Raw genomic sequence first — 277 nt, 5'->3', positions numbered from 1 at the left:
TATTCTGAAGAGATTTCAACACTTCCGACTGGCCATAAATCTCTGCAAACGTCTTCAAGTCGAGTCCGGCTTTGTTGCGCAAATCGGGCGAACATTCCGCTTGATACAAGTCTTTCGCTATACTAATTTCGCGCTTAATCAGCGCCCCCATCAGGGCCGTGTTACCACGCTTGTCTTGTAAACAGGCATTCGCTCCAGAGTCGAGCAGTAACCGTACCGTGTCTTTATTACCCTGATATGCTGCCACCATTAGCGCGGTGTAACTTTCGTTGTTGCG

General features: G+C 48.7%; 1 protein-coding gene. It reads right to left on the bottom strand.

Features of this window, described 5'->3' with window-relative positions; genetic code table 11:
* The coding region (locus tag R7P74_RS27620; protein ID WP_318123867.1) for an ankyrin repeat domain-containing protein at positions 1 to 277 on the bottom strand (277 nt) is incomplete at both ends.

The sequence above is a fragment of the Vibrio sp. 2033 genome, assembly GCF_033339735.1.
Note: the sequence above shows the minus strand (reverse complement) of the source record. Positions and strands in the feature narration are given on the sequence as shown.